Annotated in this window: 20 protein-coding genes; 3 read left to right on the top strand and 17 right to left on the bottom strand. The window is 62.0% G+C overall.

What is annotated here, in order from left to right:
• Positions 1-8: 8 nt before the first annotated feature.
• The 9 genes from hisD to rho all read right to left on the bottom strand — a co-directional run bounded on the left by hisD (position 9) and on the right by rho (position 8,581).
• On the bottom strand, positions 9-1,298 hold the full coding sequence (gene hisD / locus RCH91_RS17450) for a histidinol dehydrogenase (RefSeq protein WP_306536288.1): 1,290 nt from the start codon (positions 1,296-1,298) through the stop codon (positions 9-11).
• Positions 1,295-1,933 carry an ATP phosphoribosyltransferase gene (gene hisG / locus RCH91_RS17445; RefSeq protein WP_306536287.1) on the bottom strand — a complete coding sequence of 213 codons (639 nt, stop codon included), beginning with the start codon at positions 1,931-1,933 and terminating at the stop codon, positions 1,295-1,297. Before hisG ends, hisD begins: the two co-directional genes overlap by 4 nt.
• On the bottom strand, positions 1,930-3,186 hold the full coding sequence (murA, locus tag RCH91_RS17440; protein ID WP_306536286.1) for a UDP-N-acetylglucosamine 1-carboxyvinyltransferase: 1,257 nt from the start codon (positions 3,184-3,186) through the stop codon (positions 1,930-1,932). Before murA ends, hisG begins: the two co-directional genes overlap by 4 nt.
• 84 nt (positions 3,187-3,270) lie before the next feature.
• Positions 3,271-4,125, bottom strand: a complete 855-nt coding sequence (gene prmC, locus RCH91_RS17435; protein ID WP_306536285.1) for a peptide chain release factor N(5)-glutamine methyltransferase — start codon at positions 4,123-4,125, stop codon at positions 3,271-3,273.
• A 25-nt stretch (positions 4,126-4,150) separates the two neighbouring features.
• Positions 4,151-5,218, bottom strand: a complete 1,068-nt coding sequence (gene prfA / locus RCH91_RS17430) for a peptide chain release factor 1 (protein ID WP_306536284.1) — start codon at positions 5,216-5,218, stop codon at positions 4,151-4,153.
• 43 nt (positions 5,219-5,261) lie between these two features.
• The gene (locus RCH91_RS17425) at positions 5,262-6,212 is read right to left on the bottom strand and encodes a DUF1385 domain-containing protein (protein ID WP_306536283.1); all 951 of its coding nucleotides are present in this window, start codon (positions 6,210-6,212) and stop codon (positions 5,262-5,264) included.
• A complete protein-coding gene (thyX, locus tag RCH91_RS17420) occupies positions 6,209-6,904 on the bottom strand; it encodes an FAD-dependent thymidylate synthase (protein WP_306536282.1) in 696 nt (231 codons plus the stop codon). The genes RCH91_RS17425 and thyX overlap by 4 nt, the downstream gene beginning before the upstream one ends.
• A gap of 104 nt (positions 6,905-7,008) precedes the next feature.
• Positions 7,009-7,209, bottom strand: a complete 201-nt coding sequence (rpmE, locus tag RCH91_RS17415; protein ID WP_306536281.1) for a 50S ribosomal protein L31 — start codon at positions 7,207-7,209, stop codon at positions 7,009-7,011.
• A 124-nt stretch (positions 7,210-7,333) separates the two neighbouring features.
• Positions 7,334-8,581: a transcription termination factor Rho gene (gene rho / locus RCH91_RS17410; protein WP_306536280.1), complete on the bottom strand. Its 1,248-nt coding sequence runs from the start codon at positions 8,579-8,581 to the stop codon at positions 7,334-7,336.
• Between the two features lie 467 nt (positions 8,582-9,048).
• Between rho and RCH91_RS17405 the strand changes: the two genes are divergently transcribed.
• Complete coding sequence (locus RCH91_RS17405) at positions 9,049-11,055, top strand: proton-conducting transporter membrane subunit (RefSeq protein WP_306536279.1); 2,007 nt, start codon at positions 9,049-9,051, stop codon at positions 11,053-11,055.
• Positions 11,056-11,248: 193 nt separating this feature from the next.
• Positions 11,249-12,046, top strand: coding sequence for an IclR family transcriptional regulator (locus tag RCH91_RS17400; RefSeq protein WP_306536278.1), 798 nt, complete (start codon positions 11,249-11,251; stop codon positions 12,044-12,046).
• 224 nt (positions 12,047-12,270) lie between these two features.
• Here the strand turns inward: RCH91_RS17400 and RCH91_RS17395 are convergent, their stop codons facing one another.
• From RCH91_RS17395 to RCH91_RS17370, 6 genes are read right to left on the bottom strand one after another with little or no spacing between them, the layout of a single operon-like run.
• Positions 12,271-12,579, bottom strand: coding sequence for an MATE family efflux transporter (locus RCH91_RS17395; RefSeq protein WP_306536277.1), 309 nt, complete (start codon positions 12,577-12,579; stop codon positions 12,271-12,273).
• 5 nt (positions 12,580-12,584) lie between these two features.
• Positions 12,585-14,864, bottom strand: a complete 2,280-nt coding sequence (locus RCH91_RS17390; RefSeq protein WP_306536276.1) for a DNA translocase FtsK — start codon at positions 14,862-14,864, stop codon at positions 12,585-12,587.
• A 2-nt stretch (positions 14,865-14,866) separates the two neighbouring features.
• Positions 14,867-16,543 carry a ribonuclease J gene (locus RCH91_RS17385; RefSeq protein ID WP_306536275.1) on the bottom strand — a complete coding sequence of 559 codons (1,677 nt, stop codon included), beginning with the start codon at positions 16,541-16,543 and terminating at the stop codon, positions 14,867-14,869.
• Positions 16,544-16,549: 6 nt separating this feature from the next.
• Complete coding sequence (locus RCH91_RS17380; protein ID WP_306536274.1) at positions 16,550-16,966, bottom strand: tol-pal system YbgF family protein; 417 nt, start codon at positions 16,964-16,966, stop codon at positions 16,550-16,552.
• Positions 16,963-17,142, bottom strand: a complete 180-nt coding sequence (locus RCH91_RS17375) for a hypothetical protein (protein ID WP_306536273.1) — start codon at positions 17,140-17,142, stop codon at positions 16,963-16,965. The genes RCH91_RS17380 and RCH91_RS17375 overlap by 4 nt, the downstream gene beginning before the upstream one ends.
• A 1-nt stretch (position 17,143) precedes the next feature.
• Complete coding sequence (locus tag RCH91_RS17370) at positions 17,144-17,848, bottom strand: 1-acyl-sn-glycerol-3-phosphate acyltransferase (RefSeq protein ID WP_306536272.1); 705 nt, start codon at positions 17,846-17,848, stop codon at positions 17,144-17,146.
• A 142-nt stretch (positions 17,849-17,990) separates the two neighbouring features.
• Between RCH91_RS17370 and RCH91_RS17365 the strand changes: the two genes are divergently transcribed.
• On the top strand, positions 17,991-18,434 hold the full coding sequence (locus RCH91_RS17365) for a single-stranded DNA-binding protein (RefSeq protein WP_306536271.1): 444 nt from the start codon (positions 17,991-17,993) through the stop codon (positions 18,432-18,434).
• A 222-nt stretch (positions 18,435-18,656) separates the two neighbouring features.
• On the opposite strand, the gene RCH91_RS17360 is transcribed toward RCH91_RS17365, so the two are convergent.
• Both RCH91_RS17360 and RCH91_RS17355 read right to left on the bottom strand, forming a co-directional pair.
• Entirely contained in the window at positions 18,657-20,630 is a 1,974-nt protein-coding gene (locus RCH91_RS17360) for a cation acetate symporter (protein ID WP_306536270.1), read from the bottom strand.
• On the bottom strand, positions 20,627-20,950 hold the full coding sequence (locus tag RCH91_RS17355) for a DUF485 domain-containing protein (RefSeq protein WP_306536269.1): 324 nt from the start codon (positions 20,948-20,950) through the stop codon (positions 20,627-20,629). The genes RCH91_RS17360 and RCH91_RS17355 overlap by 4 nt, the downstream gene beginning before the upstream one ends.
• Positions 20,951-20,962 lie beyond the last annotated feature (12 nt).

The following is a 20,962-nucleotide window of genomic DNA, read 5'->3' as shown; positions in this document are numbered from 1 at the left end:
GTTGCTCGTTATTTCAGACGGATGCTCACCGACTTGCCGTGGGCCTCCAGCCCCTCCAGCTCGGCGATCCGGACAATGTCGTTGCCGAGGCGGTTCAGCCCCCCCTCGCTGAAGTAGACGATGGAGGACTTCTTCACGAAATCGTCCACCGACAGGGGGGAGAAGAAACGGGCCGTGCCCCCGGTGGGAAGGGTGTGGTTCGGACCGGCCAGATAGTCGCCGGCCGCCTCAGGGGTGAAGTGGCCGAGGAAGATGGCACCGGCGTTTTTGATCCGCGGCAGGATGTCGAAGGGGTTCGCCACGGCCAGTTCCAGGTGCTCGGGGGCGATCCGATTCGAGAAGGCGATGGCCTCGTCAAGGCTTCCGGCCACGATGACCGCGCCGTAGGTCTCCCACGATGTGCGGGCGATGGTCTCCCGGGAAAGCTCCGCCAGCTGCCGCTCCACCTCCGCCGCCACCCGCTCGCCGAAGCCGCGGTCGGTGGTAATGAGGATGGAGGAAGCGAGCTCGTCGTGCTCCGCCTGGGAGAGAAGGTCCGCGGCGATGTGGGCCGGGGTGCCGCTCCCGTCGTTGATGACGAGGATCTCGCTGGGGCCGGCGATCATGTCGATCCCCACCTGTCCAAAGACGAGCTTCTTGGCCGTGGCCACGTAGATGTTCCCCGGGCCGGTGATCTTGTCGACCTTGGGCACCGTAGCCGTCCCATAGGCCAGGGCCGCCACCGCCTGGGCGCCCCCCATCCGAAAAATCCTGTCGACCCCGGAGAGCCGCGCCGCCACGAGGACGTGGGGGTTGATCTCGCCGCCGGGGGTCGGTGCCACCATGACGATCTCGCCGACGCCCGCAACCCGGGCCGGGACCGCATTCATGATGACGCTGGACGGATAGCTTGCCTTGCCGCCGGGGACGTAGATCCCGACCCGCTCCAGCGGCGTCACCATCTGGCCCAGGAGAATGTCGGGCTCATCGGTGGAGAGCCAGGTCTCCTGTTTCTGCTTCTCGTGGAAGCGGGCCACCCTCTCCACCGCCAGTTTGAGCGCCGCGATCTCCTCGTCCTTCACCCGGGCAAAGGCATACTCGATCTCATCCTCGGTCACCTGGAGGGCGGCGCCGGAATCGGCCTCAAGCCGGTCGAAGCGGCGGGTATACTCCAGGAGCGCCTCGTCCCCCCGTGCGCGCACATCGGCGATGATGTCGAGGACCACCTGCTCCACCTCGCGGCCGGTCTCTTCACCCCGGGCGAGGATGGCGGCGAATTCCGTATCGAAGTTCGCGTCCCTGATGTCGAGGAATTTCATACGTGCTTCTCCAGCCCTTCGATGATCTCGGTGATCCGGGGGTGCCTGGTCTTCAGGCTCGCCCGGTTGACGATGAGGCGCGTGGTGATCTCGGCGATGGTCTCCACCTCCACGAGGCCGTTCTGGCGCAGGGTCTCGCCGGTGGAGACGAGGTCCACGATCCGCTCGGAAAGCCCCACCAGGGGGGCCAGTTCGATGGAGCCGTAGAGCTTGATGATCTCCACCTGCACCCCCTTCTTGGCGAAGTACTTCTCGGTCACATTGGGGTACTTGGTGGCGATCCTGATATTGCTCCAGCTGGAGGGGTCGTCGTCCCGGGCAAGCCCCACCGGCTCGGCCACCATCATCCGGCAGTAGCCGAACTTGAGATCCAGGGGCTCGTAGAGGTCCTTCTCCTGCTCCATGAGGGTGTCTTTGCCGACGATGCCGAGATCGGCGCAGCCGTACTCCACATAGGTGGGGACGTCGGTGGCGCGGACGATCATGTACCGCATCCGCTGCTCTGGGTTCTCGAAGATGAGCTTCCGGGTGTTGGAGAGGAGCTCGTCGCAGTTGATCCCGATCTTGCCGAAGAGGGCGACGGACTCCTCGAGTATCCGCCCTTTCGGGATAGCGATGGTGAGGAAGTCGCTCATGACTCTTTTACTCTCTGGATGTCGGCGCCGAGGCCGGCCAGCTTCTTCTCAATGGAATCGTACCCCCGGTCCAGGTGGTAGATGCGGGAGATCTCAGTGGTGTTGTCGGCGGCGAGCCCGGCGAGGATCAGCGATGCCGAAGCCCGGAGGTCCGTGGCCATGACCGGCGCACCGGAGAGCTTTTTCACCCCCTTCACCGTGGCGGTGTTCCCCTCGACGGTGATGTCGGCGCCGAAGCGCAGCAACTCCGAGACGTGCATGAAGCGGTTCTCGAAGATGTTCTCGCTGATGACGCTCGCCCCGTCGGCCACGCACATGAGCGCCATGAACTGGGCCTGCATGTCGGTGGGGAAACCGGGATAGGGGCGGGTCTTGATGTTGATGGCTTTGGGGCGCCGGGGTCCCTTCACCCGAACCACGTTGTCGCGGTTGATGATCTCCACGCCGGCGTCCTGGAGCTTGAAGACGAGGGCGTCCAGGTGCTCCAGCTTCATGTTGTGGATCCTGACGTCACCGCCGGTGATGGCCGCGGCCACCATGAAGGTGCCGGCCTCGATCCGGTCGGGCATGACGTCGTGGACCACCGGCGCCAGCTCCTTCACCCCGGTGATGCGGATGGTGTCGGTGCCGGCCCCTTCGATCTTCGCTCCCATCTTGTTGAGGATGTCACCCAGGTCGATGATCTCCGGCTCCCGGGCGGCGTTCTCCAGGATCGTCTCACCCTTGGCCAGGGCCGCCGCCATCATGAGTTGCTCGGTCCCCCCCACGGTAGCGATGTCGAAGTTGATCCGCGCCCCTTTGAGCTTCTTCGCCTTGGCCTCCACGTAGCCGTGCTCCAGCCGGATGTCGGCCCCCAGGGCCGCGAGCCCCTTGAGGTGGAGGTTTATGGGACGGGCGCCGATGGCGCAGCCGCCGGGGAGCGAGACCCGGGCCCGTCCATGCCGCGCCAGGAGGGGCCCCAGGACGAGGACCGACGCCCGCATGGTCTTCACCAGGTCGTAGGTGGCCTCCACGTTGTTCACGTTGGTCGTGTCGATCCGGACGATGTTGCCGTTCCCCTCGACGACGGCGCCGAGGGATTCCAGAACCTTGATGGTGGTGTTGATGTCGCGCAGGAACGGGACGTTCCGGATCTCGTTGAGCCCCGTGGCGAGGATGGTGGAGATGAAGATGGGGAGAGCCGCGTTCTTGGAGCCGCTGACCGATACGTCACCGGTCAGTTTCTTTCCCCCTTTGATGATCAGCTTGTCCAATGGAATGCCTCTGAAAGTAGGTGTAGGGGCGATCCTTGTGATCGCCCTGTGTTTGCTCCATGCGTGGCGATCACAAGGATCGCCCTACAAAATCCTTCCACCGACCACCCGGTCGATGCCGTTGGGATCCTTGGCCGTAAAACAGTCGCCGAAACCGGCCTGTCCGAACATCCCGAGCACCGTCTCAGCCTGACCGATCCCCAGTTCGACCATGAGCGAGCCGCCGGGATTCAGGTGTTCCGGAGCGGCCGGAACAATGATCCGGTAGAAATCGAGGCCGTCGGCACCGCCGTCAAGGGCGGCGCGGGGCTCGTACTCCCGCACCTCCGGCTGGAGCGTTTCCAGATCGGCGGTGGGGATGTAGGGGGGATTGGAGACGATCAGGTCGAACCGCTGGTCTGCGAAGGGCTCAAAGAGCGACCCCTCGAAGAGGGTCACCCGCACGCCGTGCCGCTCCACGTTCTGCTGGGCCAGGGCAATGGCCTCCGGGAACTGCTCCACCCCCCACACCTGGGCATCGGGAAGCTGCTTTGCCAGGGCAACGGCGATGCAGCCGCTCCCGACGCCGATGTCGAGGACGGTTGTGGCGTTCGGTGCCCGGCGGAGCGCCTCCTCCACGAGCACCTCGGTGTCGTGTCGGGGGATGAGGACTGCCGGGGTCACGGCGAAGTCGAGGCCACAGAACTCCTGGGTGCCGAGGATGTACTGGAGCGGCTCACGCTTGGCCCGCCGCGCCACGAGCCCCCGGCAGAGGGACAGTTCCTCCTGGTTCAGAGGCTTGTCGAAATTGACGTAGAGCCCCACCCGGTCGAGGCCCAGGGCAGCGGAAAGAAGCCACTCCGTCTCCAGGCGGGCGTTCTCGACTCCCTTCTCCGCCAGGTATCCCTTGGTCCAGTCAAGAACCCTGCGGATTGTCCAGGTTTCAGCCTTTTCCGTCATGTGACGCCCCTGCGGTCAGTGCGGATCAGGCCGCTTCGGCCTGGGCCTTGAGGGCCTCCATCTGGTAATGGGCACGAAGCGAGTCCACCACCTCGGCGATATCCCCCTCCATGAGGGCATCGAGCCGGTAGAGGGTGAGGCCGATCCGGTGGTCGGTCATCCGCCCCTGGGGGAAGTTGTAGGTACGGATCCGCTCGCTCCGGTCACCGCTGCCCACCTGCTGTTTCCTGTCGGCGGCAATGCGGGCGTTCTGCTCCTGGTGGAGGCCGTCCAGTATCCTGGACTTGAGGACCTTCATGGCCTTCGACCGGTTCTTGATCTGGCTCCGCTCGTCCTGGCACTCCACCACGATGCCGGTGGGAAGGTGGGTGATCCGGACCGCCGACTCAGTCTTGTTCACGTGCTGGCCGCCGGCTCCCGAGGCCCGGTAGACGTCGATCTTGAGATCCACCGGGTTGATGTCCACCTCGATGTCCTCGGCCTCGGGAAGGACCGCCACGGTGCAGGCGCTGGTGTGGATCCGCCCCTGGGCCTCGGTCTCCGGCACCCGCTGGACCCGGTGGGTCCCCGACTCGAATTTAAGCTTGGCAAAGACCCCCTGCCCCTCGATAAGGGCAACAATTTCCTTGAAGCCCCCCCGTTCCGACTCGGAGGCGGACATGACCTCTACCTTCCAGCGGTTGCGCTCGGCAAAGCGGGAATACATCCGGAAGAGGTCGCCGGCGAAGAGCGCCGACTCGTCGCCGCCGGTTCCGGCGCGGATTTCCAGGATGACGTTGCGGTCGTCGTTGGGGTCCTTCGGCAGGAGGAGCAGCTTGATTTCCGCCTCCAGTTCTTCCTTCTGCCGCTCCAGTTCCTCCAACTCCGCCTGGGCCATCTCCTTCATCTCCGGATCAGCCAGAAGCTCCCGGTTCCCCTCGATTTCGGACATGACCTTCCGGTAGCGGCGATAGGCCTCGATCAGGCCGGTCAGGTCGCTATGCTCCCGGGAGAGCCGGCGGAACTCGGGCTGATTAGCGATTACCGCCGGGTCGGCCAACAGCGACTCCAGCTCCTGGTACCGGATCTCAAGCTCTTCTATCTTGTCGAACATCACTGTAATCCTTCAGATACGAAAATCAAAAACCGGAAAGGGATCAGACCACCAGCCGGTCATCCTTGTACCCGCCATTCTCCTCCAGGGCTTCCTCCATGGAACGAATCGCCACCTCCACCTGGCTGTCGTCGGGCTCGCGGGTGGTGAGCCGCTGGAGCGCCAGCCCCGGGGTTATGATCAGCCGCACCAGGGGGTGCTGGCCGTTTTTCGCGCTCCACTTGAGGAACTCGTAGGAGACTCCGGCAATGACCGGCAGGAGCACCACCCGGGCCCCGGCCTTCATCCAGAAGGGCCAGAGTTTGGGGATGAGCGAGAAGATGACGATGCTCACGAGCATGACGATGAGGAGAAAGCTCGTGCCACAGCGGGGATGGAGGCGGCTGTACTTCTGCACCGCAGCTGCCGTCAGTTCCTCCCCCGCCTCGAAGGCGAAGATGGTCTTGTGCTCGGCGCCGTGGTACTGGAAGACCCGCTGGATGTCGCTCATGCGGGAGATGGAGACGATATAGAGGAGAAAGACCGCCACGCGGATGACACCGTCCACCAGGTTGAAGACGATGTTGGACTGACCGATGACCGGCACGAGGAGCTTGGTGAGGTAGAGGGGAAACACGAAGAAGAGGAGGATGCCGAAGCCGAGGGCAACCGCCATGGTCCCCCCCATGGCCCAGGAGGAGAGTTCCTCCTTCTCCTCCTCTTCAGCCAGGGCCTCGTTGGCGGAGAAGTTGAGGGCCCTGAGCCCCATTATGAGAGAGGTGAAGAGGGCGACCGCACCCCGGAGGATCGGCAGCTTGACGATGGGAAAGCGCTCCGAGAGGGGGGGAACCTCCTCCCGCTTGATGGCTATCTCCCCCGAGGGGCGCCGAACCGCAATGGCCATGGCCCGGGGGGCGCGCATCATGACCCCTTCGAGGACCGCCTGGCCCCCCACGTTGATCCGCTCCGCAAAAAGAAACACCTGCACCAGCATCGACCGGAACCGCTTCGTCATACGTACATCTCCTTGAATCTCTTCCTGACCTCGACGATTTTTCCGCAGGTCATGGTACCTTCGGGGCAGGGGCCGGCAACGCAGCCGGGACCGGCATCCCGGAAGATGGTGGGGGCAGCGTTCTGTACCAGCCGCAGCATCTCCACGGCCATGGCCCGGATCTCCCACTGGGCCCGCTCGCAGCAGCGAAGGCCGAAAAAGTGGAGAAGCTCCCGGGCGTTCATGGTCATGATGATTTTCGTTTCTGCGGCGTTGGGGAGGATGTAACGGGCGTCCTCAGCCGGTATGCCGGCTTCAACGAGGGCCGCGTAGGTCTCGTGGAGCGCCTTCAGCTGCGACTTAAAGCGGGCCGCAAGCTCGGGCCTCTCCGCAATGGACGGCGGAATCACGGCGGAGAACTGCGACCTATGGGTCACATAGCGCTGGGACTGCTGGGAGTAGGAGGCGATACGGTGCCGGACGAGCTGGTGGCTCGTGGCCCGGGAGATCCCCTCGATGCCGAAGGTGAAGGAGGCGTGCTCCAGCACCGACTGGTGTCCCAGCGACATGATCTTGTCGAGAAACGCGGAGACGTCGGAGCGGGAAATTCTCTCCCTCAGTTCATCGATGCCGATGGGGGAGTAACAGAGCCGTGCGGCGAGGGCCACGGCCATTTCCGGATCGGGGGTGTGCTGGAGCAGGGTAACCTTCATGAAGTCCTTCACGAGGCGATGGGGGCAACGCTTCAAGAAACAGATAAGGGGATTTCGCCATGGACAAAATCCCCTTCCACTCAAATCCGCAAGGCCGGGGCCTGTTACTGAATGCCGTACTTCTTCCTGAAACGCTCGACACGGCCTGCAGTGTCCACAAGCTTCTGCTTGCCGGTGAAGAACGGATGGCAGGCAGAGCAGATTTCGGTGGAGATTTCGGTTCTGGTGGAACGGGTCTGGAAGCTGTTGCCGCAGGCGCACTTCACCGTAACCTCGTCGTACTTGGGATGAATCCCTTCTTTCATATCGTCCTCCTTGGGGGCCTTTGCCCCGGTGCCATGTAGATTTGTCGGAAAGTTAAAACGTTAACAAACGGTCTCTTTTTTTTCAAGACTTTTTTCCACCATCTTTCCGCGGAGGCCACCACGCCTACTTGCTCATGGAATCAAGAAACTCCTGGTTGCTCTTGGTCTCGGAAAGCTTGTCCTTGAGAAACTCCATACTGTCGACCACGTTCATGGGGTGGAGCACCTTGCGGAGGATCCAGATCCGGTTGAGGGCGCTCTTTTCCACAAGAAGCTCCTCCTTGCGGGTCCCCGACTTGTTAATGTCAATGGCCGGAAAGGTCCGTTTCTCCACAAGCTTGCGGTCCAGGTGAACTTCCATGTTGCCGGTCCCCTTGAATTCCTCGAAGATGACCTCATCCATCTTGCTCCCGGTATCCACCAGAGCCGATGCGATGATGGTGAGGGACCCACCCTCCTCGATGTTGCGGGCGGCGCCGAAAAAGCGCTTCGGCTTCTGGAGGGCGTTAGCGTCAACACCACCGGTAAGGATCTTGCCCGACGGCGGGAGCACCGTGTTGTAGGCCCGGGCAAGGCGGGTGATGGAGTCAAGGAGGATCACCACGTCCCGCTTGTGCTCCACGAGGCGCTTCGCCTTCTCGATGACCATCTCGGCCACCTGCACGTGGCGGGTGGCGGGCTCGTCGAAGGTGGAGGAAACCACCTCGCCCCGAACCGAACGCTGCATGTCGGTGACCTCTTCGGGGCGCTCGTCGATGAGGAGGACGATCAGGTAGACCTCGGGGTGGTTCTCGGCGATGGAGTTGGCGATGTTCTGGATGAGCATCGTCTTGCCAGTGCGCGGCGGCGCCACGATGAGCCCCCGCTGCCCCTTGCCGATGGGGGAGATGAGCTCCAGAACCCGCATCGGCATGTTGTCCGGCGCGGTTTCCAGCTTCAGTTTCTCGTCGGGGTAAAGGGGAGTCAGGTTGTCGAAGAGGATCTTGTCACGGGCCACCTCGGGGGGTTCGAAGTTGACCGTCTCCACCTTGAGAAGCGCGAAGTAGCGCTCCCCCTCCTTGGGGGGGCGGATCTGGCCGGAGACGGTGTCGCCCGTATGGAGGTTGAAGCGGCGGATCTGGGAGGGGGAGACGTAGATGTCGTCGGGCCCCGGCAGATAATTGTAGTCGGGCGCCCGAAGGAAACCGAAACCGTCAGGAAGGCATTCGAGGACACCCTCGCCGAAGATCATGCCATTCTTCTCGGTCTGGGCGTTGAGGATGGCGAAGATCAGGTCCTGCTTGCGCAGGCTTGAGGCCCCCTCGATATTGAGGCCTTTGGCGATTGCCGCAAGCTCATTGATTTTCTTTCCTTTAAGCTCCTGAAGGTTCATCGGTTCTCCTGTGAACGTGCGCAACGGTACTGTCGCAAGACGACGTTGGTCTGATTGTCGGAATTATCAATTGGGTGACTGAAGTGACTGAAAGGGGAAGGCGCACCCATTGGATACGTTTATATGAGCTCTCGTGTTTATGTTGTTGAGAAGTGCGTTTGGTTTATGACGTTGGGCTGGGGTGCCTGCTCGTGTTTAGGGATGAAAGAAACGTCGGGGAAATCTTCCGTTGGACTGAACGAGGTCGTATGGATTAATAACTAAACCGATTTACCCCCCTTTGTCAACAGGATTTATTGAACCGCTTGACCTGGGGAATACTTGCGGACGAAGCCAAGTCTTGCCACCAATTGACTATTGACGCGCCACACGCAAGACCTTATAGTCCGCACAGGTGCCATTCGTGTCTGTCGCCACCGGGGCGACCTGGGGCGCCATTACGCTGCCGCGCTCCCGGAGACCACCCTATGGATGCATCATCGGCAGGGCTCGACAATCCTGTCAGTTTTGTCATAGTCGGCGCACTCCTCATCGGCGCTTCGGGAATTCCGGGCCTTTTCCTGCCGAAAGGGACGGACTGGGGACAAAAATGCGCCACCCTCGCCGTCGTCCTCGGCTCACTCCTGGGGCTCACCGGTGCCCTGGCGACGCTCCTCGCCGAACGGACCGTCATCTACACCCTCGCCAGCACCCTCCCCTTCGGACACCTTGAGGCCGGCATCGACCCTCTCTCCGCCTTCTTCCTCCTCCCTGTCTTCATCGTTACCTCCTGCTGCGCTGTGTACGGTATGGGCTACTGGCCAGCCGGCAAGCACCCCCGCACGGCACCGCGGCTAACCTTTTTCTTCGGCATCCTTGCCGCCTCTCTGACCCTCGTCCCCCTGGCAAGGAATGGCGTACTTTTTCTCATATGCTGGGAGTTGATGGCCCTCTCCGCCTTCTTCGCCCTTGCCACCGAGGACTTTGACCAGGAGGTGCGTGACGCCTCGCTGATCTATCTCGTGGCGACCCATGCCGGCACCCTTGCGCTCTTCGCCTGCTTCTCGCTGCTGGGGACCTCCGGTTCCTTCGCCTTCCCCGCCGCCGCGTCGCTGGACGGACCGGGCCTTTTGGGGGCGGCGATTTTCGGGACTGCCCTCATCGGCTTCGGCCTCAAGGCGGGAATCATGCCGCTCCACATCTGGCTCCCGGGGGCCCACGCCAGCGCGCCGAGCCACGTGTCGGCCCTCATGTCAGGAGTCCTCATCAAGATGGGAATCTACGGTCTTGTCCGCATCCTTTCCTTCTTCGGGGCGGTCCCGGTCTGGTGGGGGATGGTGCTTCTTGCGGTTGGAATCGTGTCGGGGGTCCTCGGGGTCGCCTTCGCCGTGGGCCAGCACGACCTGAAGCGGCTTCTTGCCTACCACAGCATCGAGAACATCGGCATCATCGTCATGGGCCTCGGGGTGGCACTCATCGGCAAGGCAACGGGGCTGCCGGCGCTGGTCGTCCTCGGGCTTGGGGGGGCGCTCCTCCATGTGCTGAACCATGCCCTCTTCAAATCTCTCCTCTTCCTCGGGGCCGGCGCGGTTATTCACGGTGCCGGGACCCGGGAGATCGACCGCCTCGGGGGGCTCGGCCGGCGGATGCCCTGGACCGCGGCCCTCTTTCTCACCGGAGCCGTGGCCATCTGCGGGCTTCCCCCCTTGAACGGCTTCGTGAGCGAACTCCTCGTCTATCTGGGCTTCTTCTCCGGCCTTGTGCAGGGGAGCGGCGCGGCAGTTCCCCTGCTGGGGCTGGCGGCGCCGGCCCTGGCCATGGTGGGGGGAATGGCGGTCCTCTGTTTCGTGAAGGTCTTCGGTACGGTATTTCTGGGGCTCCCCCGGTCGGCCGAGGCGGGCGGGTGCCACGAACCGGGCTGGACCATGCGGGGCCCCATGGTGCTTCTGGCCGTACTCTGTTCCGCCATCGGCCTTGCCCCCGTGGTGCTCCCGCGCCTCCTGGAGCCTGCCCTCTTCGCCTGGAGCCCGCAGCTTCCCTTCGCCGGGGTTCGGCTCGCTGAGGCGGCCCCCCTCGGCTGGGTCACACTGGCTGGATTCGTTCTGCTCCTGGCCATCCTCGGACTCAGCGCCTGGCTCTGGAAACGGGTCCTGGCCTCCCCGCGGGGAACGGCCGGCACCTGGGACTGCGGCTTTGCCCGCCCCACGACCCGGATGCAGTACACCGCTTCCTCCTTTGCGGAGATGTTCGTGAAGCTCTTCGCTGCCGTGCTCCGTCCCCGAGTCCACCCGCCGGAGGTGCGGGACACCTTCCCCGACAAAAGCACCTTCTCGAGCCACGTCCCCGAAGTGGTGCTGGACCTGGCCGTGACACCGCTCCTTGCCGCCACGGACCGGCGGTTCTCCCTGGCCCGCAAGCTCCAGCACGGCCAGCTTCACCTCTATATCCTCTATATTTTCGTGACGCTGGCGGTGCTGCTGGCGTGGACCTACTAGGGACTCTCCGTAATCGCCATGCAGATGCCGGCCGTTGGCTCTCAAGATTCCGCGGGAGCCTGCATCCTGGCGTCGTTTTCGTTTCTCCTGATACTAAAATAGACAAAAAGAGCTTTAATCTTTCCTCCTGCGACTTCGATTTGTGATATAAAGAAAGGGTTTGTTTTTTCACTCCACCCGACAGAGGCTAAACGTGCAGAAAAAAGACAAATCAGACTACATGATCCTCGCAGTCTCCCACGCCCTGGACCTTCTTGAGCAGTTCCACGGAGAAGGGGTAACCGAACTCGGCGTAACGGAACTCGCCAAGCGGCTCAAACTTCACAAAAACAATGTCTTCCGGCTCCTGGCCACCCTTGAGGCCCGGGGCTACGTGGAACAGAACCGGGTAACCGGCAACTACCGGCTCGGGCTCAAGACCCTTGAGATCCGCCAGACCATGATCCGCCAGATGGCGCTCCTCCCCTACGCCAAACCGGTTCTGGAAGAGCTGGTCAGGGAGTGTGACGAGACCGCTTACGTGTCGATCCTCAAGGAAAACCTGAGCGTCTATCTTTATGGCGTCGAGAGCCGCGCCACGGTCCGCGTCATCTCCCGGCTCGGCTCCCGGCTCCCCGCCTACTGCACCGCAGCCGGAAAGGTAATGCTCGCCTCCCTCACCGAGCCGGAGCTTGAGCGCTACCTGGGGCGCATGGAGCTCGCCCCCTACACCCCCAACACCATCATCGACCGCAGCCGGCTCCGGGAACATCTGGCGGAGATCGCAGCCGCCGGCTACGCCATTGACAACGAGGAACTGGAGATTGGCGTCCGGGGGGTGGCTGCCCCCATCCACGACTACCGGGCTGTGGTGGTCGGCGCGGTCATCATCTCCGGGCCGACCATGCGGTTCACCGACGAAAGGATCGCCACGGAGCTGGTCCCCATGGCCCAGAAGGCCGCGGAAGCCATCTCGGTGAAACTTGGCTACGCCGGGGCCACGGCCGAGTAGTTTTCCCCCTGGGAGACGCTCTATGGTCAAGGCACTCTTCGTTAGGCGCCGCCAGGGGCACCGGATCATCCCCGGCTGCCCGCCCCACCCCCTCACCATCCTCGAGGGCTTACTGCAGCTCTTCTGGAAGCTGAAAGAGTAAGCCCCTACACCTCCGGCACAAAAAAACGCGACGGGTAATCCCGCCGCGTTCAATTTTCGCTTCTTTTCCAGCTTGTTTCGCCCTACTCCTCCCGCCCTTTCCCCACCTTTCTCTTCACCACAAGCTGCGCGCCCATATCCACCACCACGATGGCAGTCACCGCCATAAGCATGATGCCATTGTGCCGAAAATAGCCAAGGCAGTTGAAGAACATGTAGAGGGCCACCACCCCGCCGAGCATGGTCCGCATCCCACGCACCGACAGATCCGCAGTCTCCGGATCGGGGGTGAAACGGCGCATGAGCGCCGGCGCCACGTGGTAGCCGATGGCGGCATCAGCGAGGATAATGACGATGTTGACGATGAAGAGGGGAAGAAGGTAGTGGTCCATGGCGGCTATAGCTTGTTGATGAAGACTTCCCGCGGCTTGCTGGTCCCGTCGGAAGGCCCGACGATCCCCTCCTGCTCCATCCGCTCGATGATTCTGGCGGCGCGGTTGTAGCCGATCCGCAGACGGCGCTGAACCATGGAGATGGACGCCTGGCGCGTCTCGGCCACCAGGGCCACTGCGTCGTCGTACCGTTCGTCGACCATCTCCTCATCGTCGCCACCGGAACTGCTCTCCTCCTTCATCTCCAGGATCGACTTGTCGTAGACCGGTTTCCCCTGCTTCTTGAGGAAGTCCACCACCCGCTGCACCTCTGCGTCGGAGACGAAGGCCCCGTGGACCCGCTGCATCTTGGCGGTGCCGGGCGGAAGGAAGAGCATGTCGCCGGCCCCCAGGAGCGACTCGGCGCCGTTGGTGTCGAGGATGGTCCGGGAGTCGATCTTGGAGGAGACCTGGAAGGATATCCGGGCCGGGAAGTTGGCCTTGATGAGGCCGGTGATGACGTCCACCGACGGCCTTTGGGTGGCGAGGATCAGGTGGATGCCGGCAGCCCGGGCCATCTGGGCAAGGCGCGCGATGGACTCCTCGATCTCCCGGCCGGCCACCATCATCAGGTCGGCCAGTTCGTCCACGATGACGACGATGTACGGCAGATGACCGTGCTCCAGATCCTCCTGCTTGGCCAGGAACTGCTGGATCGCCTCCTCGTCGTCCGCAGACTCCTCAACCACCTCGTCCAGCACCACCGTCCCCTGGGACTTGAGCTCTTCGATCTCCTTCTCCTCCTTTTCGAGGAGTTGGTTGTAGGAGCCGATGTTCCGCACCCCCTTGTCGGCCATGAGGCGATAGCGGCGTCCCATCTCCTCCACGGCCCACTTGAGGGCCAGGGAGGCCTTTTTGGGGTTCGTCACCACGGGAAGGAGGAGGTGGGGAATCCCCTCGTAGATGGAGAGCTCCAGCATCTTCGGGTCCACCATGATCAGCCGCACGTCCTTGGGGGTAGCGGTGTAGAGAAGCGACAGGATCATGGTGTTGATGGAGACCGACTTGCCCGAGCCGGTGGCGCCGGCCACGAGCAAATGGGGCATCCTGGCCAGGTCGGTTACCGACGGCGCGCCGGCGATGTCCTTCCCCAGGGCCAGGGGGAGTTTCATCTTGCTGCCGTGGAACTCCTCGCCGTTGAAGATCTCCTTGAGGTAGACCGTCTCCCGCTCCCGGTTCGGTATCTCGATCCCCACCACCCCCTTGCCGGGGATGGGTGCCACGATCCGGATCGACATGGACTGGAGCGCCATGGAGAGGTCGTCGGAAAGGGAGGCGATCCGGCTCACCTTGATGCCGGGGCCCGGGGCGAACTCGTACATGGTGATGACCGGGCCGGGGCAGATCTCCACCACCTCGCCGTCGATGCCGAAATCCTTGAATTTCTTCTCCAGGAGCCGCGCGTTCATGGTGAGGATGTCCCGGTCGAGCCGCTTCTCCGTGGCGGGCGGCGTATCAAGGAGCGACAAGGGGGGAGTGCGGTAATCACCCTCGCTCTTGATGAAGTCGAAGGCCTCCTGGAGCGGAGCGGTCTTGGCCTTCTCCTTCTTATCCTCCCTCTTCTGGACCGGCGGCGACGGGGGAATCGCCACGTGGACCGGCTTGATCTCCGGCGCCTTCTTCTTCTCGGGCTTCTCGCCCGCATCCAGGAGCTGGCGGTTCAGTTCCCGCCGCTCCCGTTGCCGTGCCCAACGCTCCTTCAGGTTTGCAAACCACCAGTCGGCGAACAGGACGAAGGAGAAGCGCGACAGAATCATGGCCGAGGCTGCCAGGAGCGGGAAGATGATAAGGATGGCACCGGTGATGCCGAAGTAGGTCTTGAGGAAGGATGCCGTCTTGTAGCCGACGGCGCCGCCGGTCAGGACCGGCTGTCCCAGAAAGACGGTCTTCTCCAGGTTGAAGGCAAAGAGGGCCGAGAGGGAGATGAGGAGCGTCGCGAAGGCTATCCCCTTGTAGGATTTCCAGCGAAGCTCCTTGAACCGGAGGAGCTTGTAGGAGAGATAGAGGAGCCCGATGGGGATGGCGTAGGAGGCAAGGCCGAAGATCTGGAGGAGGAGATCCGACAGGTCGGCGCCGAGCCTCCCACCGAAGTTATGGAGCTTCCCCTCCGACGAGTAGGTGTTGAAGGACTGGTCGCCGGCATTGAACGACAGCATCGCCACGAGGATGAATACCCCCAGCGCCCCCAGGGCCATTCCCTGGATTTCCTTTTTCAGCTTTTCTTTTTTGTCGATCTGTTCGTCCATTCCTACATTTCCAGAATCAGCGGCAGGATCACCGGCCGCCGCTCGATCGTTTTATTGAAGAACCGCCTCAGAATGCGCCGCACTTCCTGCTTCACCTCGCCCCAGTCCCCCAGGGTTTCGGCGTTCATCCCGGCCAGAAGGTCCTGGACGATCTTTCTGGTCTCGTCCAGGTACTCCTGGCTCTCGTCCTCGAAGACGAAGCCGCGGGAAACGATGTCGGGGCCGTAGAGAAGCTCCCCCGTCTGCTGGTTGATGACGATGATGACCACCACCATCCCGTCCTCGGAGAGATGCTTGCGGTCCTTGAGGACCACCTCCCCCACGTCGCCGACCCCCTTGCCGTCGATGAAGACCCGGCCGCTCTCGACGCTGCCCGCCACCTCGCCCCGGCCGTCGGCAAAACGGATCACTGTGCCGTTTTCCACGACCATGCAGTGTTCCTCCGGGACCCCCACCCGCTGGGCCAGCCGCGCATGCTTCACCAGGTGCCGGTACTCACCGTGGACCGGCACGAAGAATTTCGGCCGCACCAGGTTGAGCATCAACTTCAGCTCCTCCTGGGAGGCGTGGCCCGACACGTGGACCTCCGACACCTTTTCGTGGATGACCTCGGCCCCCCGGCGGTAGAGGTGGTTGATGAGGTCCGAGATGGTTTTTTCGTTCCCGGGGATGAAGCGGGAGGAAAGGATCACCGTGTCCCCCGCCTCAAGCTTGATCTGCTTGTGGTCGTCCATGGCGATTCGGGTCAGGGCGCTCATGGGCTCCCCCTGGGAGCCGGTCGTGATCATGCAGACCTCCTCCTTGGGAAGGCGCGGCATCTCCCGAAGATCGGTAAGGACCCCGTCGGGAATCTGCAGGTACCCCAGCTGCCGGGCGATGGCCACGTTGGCCACCATGGAGCGGCCGTTCAGGAGCACCTTCCGGCCGCAACGGGCCGCGGCGTCCACCGCCTGCTGCACCCGGTGGACGTTGCTGGAGAAGGCGGCCACGATGATCCGCCCCGGACAGCGGGGAAAGATCTCGTCAAAGGCCTCCCCAACCAGCCGTTCCGACAGGGTGTACCCCTCCCGCTCCACGTTGGTGGAGTCGGAGAGAAGCGCCAGAACCCCCTCGGAGCCATAGCGGGCAAAGGTCGCCAAGTCTGTCAGCTCACCGTCCACGGGAGTCTGGTCGATCTTGAAATCCCCCGTGTGGATCACCACCCCCTCGGGGGTACGGATCGCCAGGGCGCAGCCGTCGACGATGGAGTGGGAGACGCGGATGAACTCCACCTTGAAGGGGCCGACCGTCACCGACTCCCGAGGCTTCACCACGTTCAGCTCCACGGAGCCGTCGAGATCGAACTCCTTCAGCTTCTCCCGGACGAAGCCGAGGGTCAGGGCCGTGCCGAAGAGGGGGACCGGGAGTTCCGGGAGTACGAAGGGAAGGGCGCCGATGTGGTCCTCGTGGCCGTGGGTGAGAAAAATCCCCCGCACCCGGTCGGCCCTCTCCCGCAGGTAGGAGATATCGGGGATGACGATGTCGATGCCGAGCATGTGGGGCTCGGGGAACATGAGGCCACAGTCGACCACGATGATGTCATCGCCGTGTTCGTAGACCATCATGTTGAGCCCGATCTCCCCCAGTCCCCCGAGAGGAATGACGCGCAGGCCGCGTGGCTGGTTCTGGTCTGTATCCATGGTCCCTTACCTCGGCGCGGGCGGGGCGTATCCCTGCCGCCTGAGAATATCCGCAATCTTCCGATCGCACCCCTCGATCCACTCCTGGCCCGGCTGCACGAGCCACCGGGCCGCATAGAAGGAGCTCCGCAGCGCCCGGTAGGCAATAAGGGCACGATCCAGGTCGCCGAGGCGCTCGAACTCACCCCCCATCTCCCAGAGGCGTCGGGCCGAAGCATCCACCAGAGAACTCCCCGGGGTGTACATGTGGATGGCCGCCTCGTACCCGGCGATGGCCGCCATGGAATCCCGCGCCGCCAGGGCCGCCTCTCCCCGGTGGAACTGGGTCCGCTGCCGCCACCAGGTGTTTCCCCCGATGAGGACAAGGGCAATTATGGCGATCACCGTCACGTTGGCAATAATGTTCTTGGTCCGTTCGATCACTGGAAAAATCCCGGCACAACGGCAAGCAAGGTTCCCATCAGGGCTGAAACCAGACCTCCGAGAACGGCAAGGGCGGCCAGGATGTCCCACGGCCTTGCCAGCCGGTGGGCCGCAGTCAGTCCCCAGACAACGGCGGCAAGTCCCGCGGCAATGAGCCCCATGGAAAGAATCGGCATCCTAGGCCTCCAGCCCCGCCTGGATGGCGTCCCGCACCTGATCCATGAGGGGCTGCCCTTTCAGTGCCCCGTCGCCGGAGGTGGGAATCAGCGCGCCGAACCGGACGGAAATCTCCGCGCCGCGAACAAGCCTCACGGTGTTGCGCGGATTGACCCCCATGCTGCCGTTGATGGTGAAGGGAACGATCGGCACTCCGGCACGCTCCGCCAGGATGAAGCCCCCCTTCTTGAAGGGGAGGAGGGAGCCGTCGGCGGTCCTGGTTCCCTCGGGGAAAATGACGACGCTGGTCCCGGACATGATCCGCTGCGCCGCGGCGTTGAGACTCCGCAGGGCCTTGCGGCCGTCGCTCCGGTCCACGGGTATGTAGCCGGCCCGCCGCATGGCGGCTCCGAAGAGGGGAATGCGGAAGAGCTCCTCCTTGGCCAGCCAGGAAAACCGGCGCGGGATGGCCCGAGAAAGGACAAGGATGTCGAAGTTCCCCTGGTGGTTTCCCATGAAGATTACCGGCCCCCCCGCCGGCACCAGTTCAGTGCCGCTCACCCGGAGGCGGACCCTGGCCATCATGAGGCCGACACGACTCCAGCCAAGGGCGCACCGGTGGGCGAAGCCACCCTTTGAATCGATGAGCCCGCCGATCATGGCGAGCATGCTGAAAAAGCCGGTGATCGGCACAAAAAAGAGCAGATAAATCAAACCGTTAAGCATTCACGACTCCGGGCGTAAATCCGGTTAACCTTACGACTTTTTGCCGGGTTCGTCAAACCAAATATAGCTTGCCAGAGCCCCCTCAATTCCTATACACTGCAGCGGTTTTCGACATACATCAACGCCCCGAAGGAGGGCTCCCATGGCGAGTCTCAACAAGGTAATGCTCATCGGCAATCTCGGCAAGGACCCGGAGGTCCGCTACACCCCGGGCGGCACGGCGGTGGCCAGCTTCTCCCTCGCCACCAGCGAGAAGTTCAAGAACAAAAACGGCGAGTTCGAAGAGAAGACCGAGTGGCACAACGTGGTCCTTTGGGGTCGCCAGGCTGAAATCGCCGGCGAATACCTGGCCAAGGGGCGGACCGTCTACATCGAGGGGCGGCTCCAGACCCGCAAGTGGCAGGACAAGGAGGGTCGCGACCGCTGGAGCACCGAGGTGGTGGGCGAGCGGATGCAGATGCTTGGCGGCAAGGGTGAGGGGGGCGGTGGACGCTCCGGCGGACGCGGAGGCCAGGAGAGCGGATTCGGCGGCGGGCCGGCCTACGACGAGCCGGCCTTCAACCCCGATGACGACATTCCGTTTTGAGACTCACCTAAAACCATAATGTAATGAAAAGAGATGGAAGCCTTTGAGCTTTCATCTCTTTTTTATATATCAGAGCTTTGACCCGCCATCGGCGTCGAATTTTCCCGCCTACTTCATAACACACTGTTTATATGGCGGATTAAAATGTCATGACGGGTCAGCAGGGCGCCGAAAGGGGCAGGAATTCAAAATTCCTGCCCCTTTCTGTGGATAAGCCATATTTCAGTGTTTGGCCGCTTTCGCTACGCCGTAACCGGTGGTCTGCCGGACAAAGAGCTCTTCGAACATCTCCTCCTCACGTCGGTTGCGGAAGAGAAGGGTAGCAACAATCGTGACCAGGAAGCCGACCGGTACCGACACAATACCCGGATTTTTGAGTGGAAAAAGCGGGGCATCGAGTCCAACCAGCGAGGTACCATTTTTGTTCTGGGCATAATCAACTCTCGCTTTTTCCAGAGCTTTCAGATCCTTTTCGGCCAGCACAGCTCCTTCGGCCTGTTTTTTCTCCATTGCGAGAATGATCTTCTGGGCATCAGCCGCGATTTTTTTCGGATAGGTCATATTTGGCGAGACCATCAGAACTGCGATAGTAACCACCGTGCCGACAACTAAACCGGTGATGATGCCCGCAGAATTGAAGCGCTTCCAGAAGAGGGCAAAGATAAGGACAGGGAAGTTGGCAGAGGCGACAACGGCAAGCGCCAGGCCGACCAACTGGGCAATATTGAGATTCTCGCAGGCAATGCCGAGCACGATTGCAATAGCGCCGACAAAGAAGGAAGCGACCCTGGCCACCTTTATCTGCGTGCCCTGATCGGCTTTGCCGCCTTTGATGACATTGACATAGAGGTCATGGGCGATTGCAGCCGATGAAGCAAGAACGAGCCCCGAGACCACCGCCAGGATGGTGGCAAAGGCGACGGCACAGACAAAGGCCAGCAGCAGGTCACCGGCAAAGGTTCCGGCGCCGCCCCCCACATACTGGGCGATCATGAGCCCCGCCATATTTCCACCCTTATCGAGGGCGGTGATCTGCTGGGGAGTAACATAGAGGGCGGCACCGAACCCAAGGAAAGAAACCATGATCAGGAAGGCGCCAATCAGGAACATGGAGACGACCACGCTCTTTCTCGCTTCCTTGGCGTTGGGAACGGTAAAAAACCGCATCATGACATGAGGCAACCCGGCGGCGCCAAGAATCCAGGCAAGCCCAAGCGATATCTGGTCCAGCGGATTTTTGAAGAACAGCCCCAGTTCCAGGAACCGCTGACCGTAATCGAAACCCGGCTCGGCGCTGGGATGTTTCATGACCCCACGCACGTGGTCCTGAATTGCCTGGCTCGCTGCCACGCTGTCGAAGAAACTGAGCAGGTTGAAGCCGAATTTCCAGAGTATCGCGATGCTCAGGACAAGACCGGTGAACATGAGGAGCGCGGCCTTGATGATCTGCACCCAGGTTGTAGCCTTCATCCCTCCTAGTGCCACATAGACAATGATCAGGGCGCCGACGCCGATGATCGAAGCCTTGTAAGGGATGCCCAACAGTAGCTGCATCAGCTTGCCGGCCCCAACCATCTGCCCGAGCAGGTAGAAGATGGAGACTACAACGGCAGAAAGGGAAGCGACCGCGCGGACTGTCTTTGATGATGAGCGAAAGGCAAGAATATCTCCGAGGGTATACTTGCCGGCATTGCGGCACGGTTCGGCAATGATAAGCAGGATGGTCAAGAAGCTGATAATGATCCCCACCGAGTACATGAAGCCGTCAGGGCCAAAGAGCGACATCAGCCCCGTTATCCCGAGAAAGGTGGCAGCAGACAGGAAATCTCCGGCAATTGCCCACCCATTCTGCATCCCGGAAATACCCCCACCGGCAGCATAATAATCAGCAGCGGTACTGGTGCTCTTTGACGCCCAGACGACAATCCCTCCCGTTGCGGCGATAATCACCAGGAACATAGAGATGGTGAAACCCCGGTTGGTTTGCATCTTTTTAGGCATGGCGGCCGCTTTGACGGCCGGAGTGCCGGGGTTGTTCCGGGTGGCGAGGAGCGGGGCCGGCGTACCAGCAACCGGGGGTGTATGTGTCGAAGCCACCGCCCCGGCCTGGGCCGCAGGCTTTGTCGGAGGATCTGCAGCCAGCGCCGATGAACCGAAAATGAGCCCGATCATCAAAGAAAGAAGTATAGTTTTCATTGGAATTTCTCCTCGATAATCAGGTCGACCAGTTCTTTCGTAAGAGGATCAAATTCTTTATTTGATTTGCGGGTGTAGTAGATGGCAATGGCCCACGACAAAACAAACTGAAACAGGCAAAACAGATAACCGAAATTCAGCCTGCCGATTATCTTCGTATTAAAGAGTCCAGGTGCAGTAATCGCTCCGATAAGTAACAGAAAATACGAAGTTGCCCCCACAACCCACAATCCGACCAGAAACCGCATTTTTGCCCGGTGCAGCTCCACAAATTTCGGATGACTGGCTATTGCTACCCAATTGATATTCGTTTCTGTCATAGGTCCCCCTTA

The organism is Geobacter sp. (genome assembly GCF_030834625.1).
GTDB lineage: Bacteria > Desulfobacterota > Desulfuromonadia > Geobacterales > Geobacteraceae > Geobacter.
This window is presented reverse-complemented; position numbering and strand designations above follow the sequence as displayed.

Excerpts from the sequence above, each read along its gene's own strand:
- hisD (WP_306536288.1), bottom strand. The coding sequence starts at position 1,298 with ATGAAATTCCTCGACATCAGGGACGCGAACTTCGATACGGAATTCGCC.
- hisG (WP_306536287.1), bottom strand. The coding sequence starts at position 1,933 with ATGAGCGACTTCCTCACCATCGCTATCCCGAAAGGGCGGATACTCGAG.
- prmC (WP_306536285.1), bottom strand. The coding sequence starts at position 4,125 with ATGACGGAAAAGGCTGAAACCTGGACAATCCGCAGGGTTCTTGACTGG.
- prfA (WP_306536284.1), bottom strand. The coding sequence starts at position 5,218 with ATGTTCGACAAGATAGAAGAGCTTGAGATCCGGTACCAGGAGCTGGAG.
- RCH91_RS17425 (WP_306536283.1), bottom strand. The coding sequence starts at position 6,212 with ATGACGAAGCGGTTCCGGTCGATGCTGGTGCAGGTGTTTCTTTTTGCG.
- thyX (WP_306536282.1), bottom strand. The coding sequence starts at position 6,904 with ATGAAGGTTACCCTGCTCCAGCACACCCCCGATCCGGAAATGGCCGTG.
- rpmE (WP_306536281.1), bottom strand. The coding sequence starts at position 7,209 with ATGAAAGAAGGGATTCATCCCAAGTACGACGAGGTTACGGTGAAGTGC.
- rho (WP_306536280.1), bottom strand. The coding sequence starts at position 8,581 with ATGAACCTTCAGGAGCTTAAAGGAAAGAAAATCAATGAGCTTGCGGCA.
- RCH91_RS17405 (WP_306536279.1), top strand. The coding sequence starts at position 9,049 with ATGGATGCATCATCGGCAGGGCTCGACAATCCTGTCAGTTTTGTCATA.
- RCH91_RS17395 (WP_306536277.1), bottom strand. The coding sequence starts at position 12,579 with ATGGACCACTACCTTCTTCCCCTCTTCATCGTCAACATCGTCATTATC.
- RCH91_RS17390 (WP_306536276.1), bottom strand. The coding sequence starts at position 14,864 with ATGGACGAACAGATCGACAAAAAAGAAAAGCTGAAAAAGGAAATCCAG.
- RCH91_RS17385 (WP_306536275.1), bottom strand. The coding sequence starts at position 16,543 with ATGGATACAGACCAGAACCAGCCACGCGGCCTGCGCGTCATTCCTCTC.
- RCH91_RS17375 (WP_306536273.1), bottom strand. The coding sequence starts at position 17,142 with ATGCCGATTCTTTCCATGGGGCTCATTGCCGCGGGACTTGCCGCCGTT.
- RCH91_RS17370 (WP_306536272.1), bottom strand. The coding sequence starts at position 17,848 with ATGCTTAACGGTTTGATTTATCTGCTCTTTTTTGTGCCGATCACCGGC.
- RCH91_RS17365 (WP_306536271.1), top strand. The coding sequence starts at position 17,991 with ATGGCGAGTCTCAACAAGGTAATGCTCATCGGCAATCTCGGCAAGGAC.
- RCH91_RS17360 (WP_306536270.1), bottom strand. The coding sequence starts at position 20,630 with ATGAAAACTATACTTCTTTCTTTGATGATCGGGCTCATTTTCGGTTCA.
- RCH91_RS17355 (WP_306536269.1), bottom strand. The coding sequence starts at position 20,950 with ATGACAGAAACGAATATCAATTGGGTAGCAATAGCCAGTCATCCGAAA.